The organism is Arthrobacter sp. Y3223164, assembly GCF_059091005.1.
In genome coordinates this window covers 1-3903 of the sequence record NZ_JBNHGF010000272.1, presented here as the reverse complement: position 1 = coordinate 3903, position 3903 = coordinate 1, and the positions used below count along the sequence as shown (strand labels likewise).

At 69.7% G+C, this 3903-nt stretch carries 5 protein-coding genes; 2 read left to right on the top strand and 3 right to left on the bottom strand.

The genetic code is table 11. The features are described from left to right. Window positions 1-114: 114 nt before the first annotated feature. Both AC5RUJ_RS12410 and dut read right to left on the bottom strand, forming a co-directional pair. The gene (locus AC5RUJ_RS12410; RefSeq protein WP_493999515.1) at window positions 115-840 is read right to left on the bottom strand and encodes a DUF3710 domain-containing protein; all 726 of its coding nucleotides are present in this window, start codon (window positions 838-840) and stop codon (window positions 115-117) included. Between the two features lie 117 nt (window positions 841-957). After that, on the bottom strand, window positions 958-1422 hold the full coding sequence (dut, locus tag AC5RUJ_RS12405) for a dUTP diphosphatase (protein ID WP_494128740.1): 465 nt from the start codon (window positions 1420-1422) through the stop codon (window positions 958-960). Window positions 1423-1613: 191 nt separating this feature from the next. On the opposite strand from dut, the gene AC5RUJ_RS12400 reads away from it, so the two are divergent. Next, window positions 1614-2120 (top strand): DUF3093 domain-containing protein, encoded by a 507-nt coding sequence (locus AC5RUJ_RS12400; protein WP_493999513.1) that lies wholly within the window; start codon window positions 1614-1616, stop codon window positions 2118-2120. Window positions 2121-2168: 48 nt separating this feature from the next. On the opposite strand, the gene AC5RUJ_RS12395 is transcribed toward AC5RUJ_RS12400, so the two are convergent. Further along, window positions 2169-2471 (bottom strand): DUF4193 domain-containing protein, encoded by a 303-nt coding sequence (locus AC5RUJ_RS12395; protein WP_493987423.1) that lies wholly within the window; start codon window positions 2469-2471, stop codon window positions 2169-2171. Between the two features lie 324 nt (window positions 2472-2795). Between AC5RUJ_RS12395 and sepH the strand changes: the two genes are divergently transcribed. Further along, window positions 2796-3903, top strand: a 1108-nt coding sequence (gene sepH, locus AC5RUJ_RS12390) for a septation protein SepH (RefSeq protein WP_494155928.1), incomplete at its 3' end; no start/stop codon positions are given.

Sequence of the window (3903 nt, the reverse complement as noted above, 5' to 3'; positions counted from 1 at the left end):
TGCCCCGGCGGCGCGATGGTGATCGCCTCAACCAACCCGGTTCCGGCGACGTGGCCGCGCTCTGGCAGCCGGGCGATGGGGCTGTCCGCAGGGCCGCGATGGACGCGGGAGCGGTCAGCCAATCTCGGTGATCTCCGGGCCCCGCTCGGGCGCGGTCAGTCCGGGGTTGCGCGGCGCCTCGGGTTGCGGCGGGCCCGGGACGCCCTTGGGCATCTTGAGCTGCAGCAGGTCCTTGGGCGGCAGCGGCTGCGAGCCCCGGACCACCACGGTGGAACGGAAGAGTTCCTCGAGGTCCGCGGCCTTGGCCCGGTCCAGCGCGGCGGGTCCCCCGATCACGCCGCGCAGGAACCAGCGCGGCCCGTCGACGCCGAGGAAGCGGGCCACCCGGAAGCCCTGCTTCCCGTCGGCGGTCTGTGCCGGCAGCTTGGCCACCACCTCGGTTCCCATCGGTCCGTCGATCTCTTGGACCGTGCCGCCCTGTGACCCCACGGAACTCGCGATCTGGGTGCGGATTTCCTTCCACAGCCCCTCGGATTTCGGCGCGGCAAATGCCTGGAGCTGCAAGTTGGAACCGGCCAGGTCCAGGGTCACCGCAACCACCCGCTTGGACTTTTCCTCGACCTCCAGCCGCAGCTGCAGGCCCTCCCGGGGACGGACCTTCAGCGCGCCCAGGTCCAAATAGCCGTTGCCGGTGTCCTGCTCGGAGTCGTCGTAGGGGCCGTTCCGGCGGGGACCGCTGTCCGGCGCCGGCCGCGTGGCATCCTCGCCAGGTGCGGCCGCGGCGGCTTCCGGCCCTTCGCCGTCGTTCTGGTTCCTCTTCTTGGAACGCCCAAATGCCATAACGTAAGATTCCTCTTCCTCCGGTCCTGCACCGGGTTGCTCAATGTCTGCGCCGAGGGGATGCCGCCTGCGGCGGGCAGGCGTCCAGGTGCGTGCCCGCCGCACCGCGCGGCGGAACTAACCGGCGCCGAACCCTCCGGTGGAACCGAATCCGCCGGCCCCCCGCGTCGAATCCGGAAGCTCGGCGACGCGTTCGAACGCGGCCGTCTCCACCTTCTGGATGACCAGCTGCGCGATCCGGTCCCCTCGCTTGAACGTGAGCGTTTCACTGGCATCGGTATTCAGCAAGGTGACCGCTATCTCGCCCCGGTAACCGGCGTCCACCGTGCCGGGGGCGTTGACGATGGTCAGTCCGTGCTTGGCGGCCAGCCCGGAGCGTGGGTGGACCAGGGCAACATAGCCGTGCGGCAGCGCCAGCGCCACGCCCGTCGGCACCAGGACACGTTCCCCCGGGGCGATCCGGAAATTGATCCGGCTCCGCAGGTCGGCCCCGGCGTCCCCCGGGTGGGCGTAGGCGGGCGGTTCCAGTCCGTCGTCGAGCATTTTCAGCTGGACCGTCAGCGTTTCAGTTGTCTGCTGCACTCGTGATCGTTTGTCCTTGCGATTGCGGATGTGGCGGCGGGAAGACTGCGGCCGCCAAGGGCCTGGCCCGCTGAGATATTCCGCACATCACTCTAGCGCGTTTTCAACCGTGGCGCCCGCGGGCGGGCGGGCTTCCGGGGGCCCGCCGGAAGCAAGGTGAAATGCCTGTCAAAAGGTGAAAAGCTGGGTCCATGACACAACCCGCGACCCCTGCAGGCGGCTCCGGTCCCGCCGGCGGTCCTTCCTCCGTGACCCACTTCGATGAGCGGCTGTGGCCCAATTTCTGGGTTTGGCTCATCGCCGCCGGCACCGCCGCGGCGGTCATCGTCATGCTGGCACCGATCAGCATGACCGCGGGCATCATCGGCGCCGTCGTCGCCGCCATCCTGCTGGCCGTCCTGCTGATCGCTTCCACGCCGCGGATCCTGGTCACCGACACCATGCTGCAGGTGGGCCGCGCCCAGATCGAGCGCCGCTACGTGGGGCGGGTGGAAGCGTTCACCGGCGAGGCCGCCACGGAGCAGCGCGGCCCCAAGCTGAACGGCACCGCGTACATGTGCATGCGCGGCTGGATCGATCCGGTGGTCACCATCGAAATCACCGACGAGACGGACCTGACCCCTTACTGGATCGCCTCTACGCGCCGGCCGCAGCAGCTCGCCGCGGCCCTGAACCGCCCCGCCGCGGACGCGTCCTAGGGCCCGCGGGGCGGGCGCCCCGCCGGCCGGCCTCTTGGTTGCGGGCGGCTACCCCTCGCAGTCCCGGCAGTAGAGCAGCCCGTCTTTTTCCTTGGCCACCTGCGACCGGTGGCGGACCAGGAAGCAGGAAGCACAGGTGAACTCGTCCTGCTGGGCCGGGAGTACGCGGACCAGCAGTTCCTCGCCGGAGAGGTCGGCGCCGGGCAACTCGAACCCCTCGGCCGCCTCGGCCTCGTCCTCGTCGACCACGGCCGACTGCGTGTCGGTCCGCCGGTGCGACTTCAGCTCTTCAATGGACTCCTCGTGGGTCTCTTCGTCAGGCTTCCGCGGGGCGTCGTAGTCAGTGGCCATTGTTGTTTTGCTCCCACTCCGGTGGTCCGGTCCAGTTTCACATCAGGCCCCCGGTTCCGGGACACGTGCCCGTGCCTGACGATCTGTGCACAGGCTCAACGCGTTCGCCGTCGATTTTGTGCCCGTGACGCGAAGATTCTTGCCGATTTCGGCGCGCCTGCCAAACCCGGGGGCCGCTGGGCGTTCACGGCCGCCTTCGGACGCGGCGCCCGGCCGGGGCGACCTTGGCCACAAACTCCGCGCCACACCTGCGAAAACAATAGGAAAAGCCCGGTATGGGTGGCAGAGTTTCAGGCATAAAGTGTCGTCTGGTGGAGGGTTTTCATGCAGGATCTACGGCTGGTGGGTGTCCATGAGGATGGCGAACATCTGCTGTTGAGCGCAGGTGGGGACGACTACCGTCTGGCCATAGACGAAGCCCTGCGCACAGCGGTCTTCCGACCGACAACAACGCGCGCTCCCGGGGCCGGCGAACCGTCGGACGCCGGCATGTCCCCCCGCGAAATCCAGGCGCGCATCCGAGCGGGCGCCACGGCCGAGGAGGTCGCGGCCGAATCCGGCCTCGACCTGCAGCGGATCCGGCGCTATGAAAGCCCGGTGCTCGCCGAGCGCCACTACATCGTCGAGCAGGCCCGCAAGGTGGAAGTCGCCGGCCCGCTGCCCGGCCACGACGGCTACCGGTCGGCCTTCGGCGACGAGCCCGCCACCCTGGGAGAAATGGTGGACCACCGGATCCACGCCTTCGGCATCGACCCGGAGTCGATGAACTGGGATTCCTGGCGGCGCAGCGACGGCACGTGGGAAGTTGTGGCGTCCTTTACCGCGCCGGCGGCTCCCGCCACCGACTCCATCGGGGAAGAACCGCCCGCCCGCTGGGTCTTCCATGCGGCCCGCCGCACCATCCAGAACGCCAACCGGTGGGCGCAGCAGCTGAGCGAGCTCGAAACCGTGGACGGCCCGGTCCCCGGGCGCCGGCTGAAGGCCGTCACCGACCATGTCTTCGACTTCGAAGCCGATACCGGCGCGGACCCGGACCTCGAGCCGGCAGGGCACGAGGACGGCGGGCAGGACGACGGGCAGTCCGCCGAGTCGGAAGAGCTGCTGGACGTGCTGCGCTCCCGGCGGGGGCAGCGGCTGGGCGTCGACGAAGATGCCGACGACGCGCTGGCCTTGATGCTCACCCACGGTCCGATTCCGGCGGCCCACCCGCGCGACTCGTTCGAGGACTCGGACGATTCCGGCGACGATCCCGGCGCGCGGCCGCGCGCCGGGTTCCCGCTGACGCTGGCCCCGGCCTACGACGACGGCGCGGTCTCTTCACTGGAATTGGGGCACGGGATCAGCACCCACACGCACGAAATCACGCTCTCCGGCGCGCCCGGTTTCCTGCGGGACGAGCCGGCCGCGGCAACCGGCGGCGGCGTGCGCGACC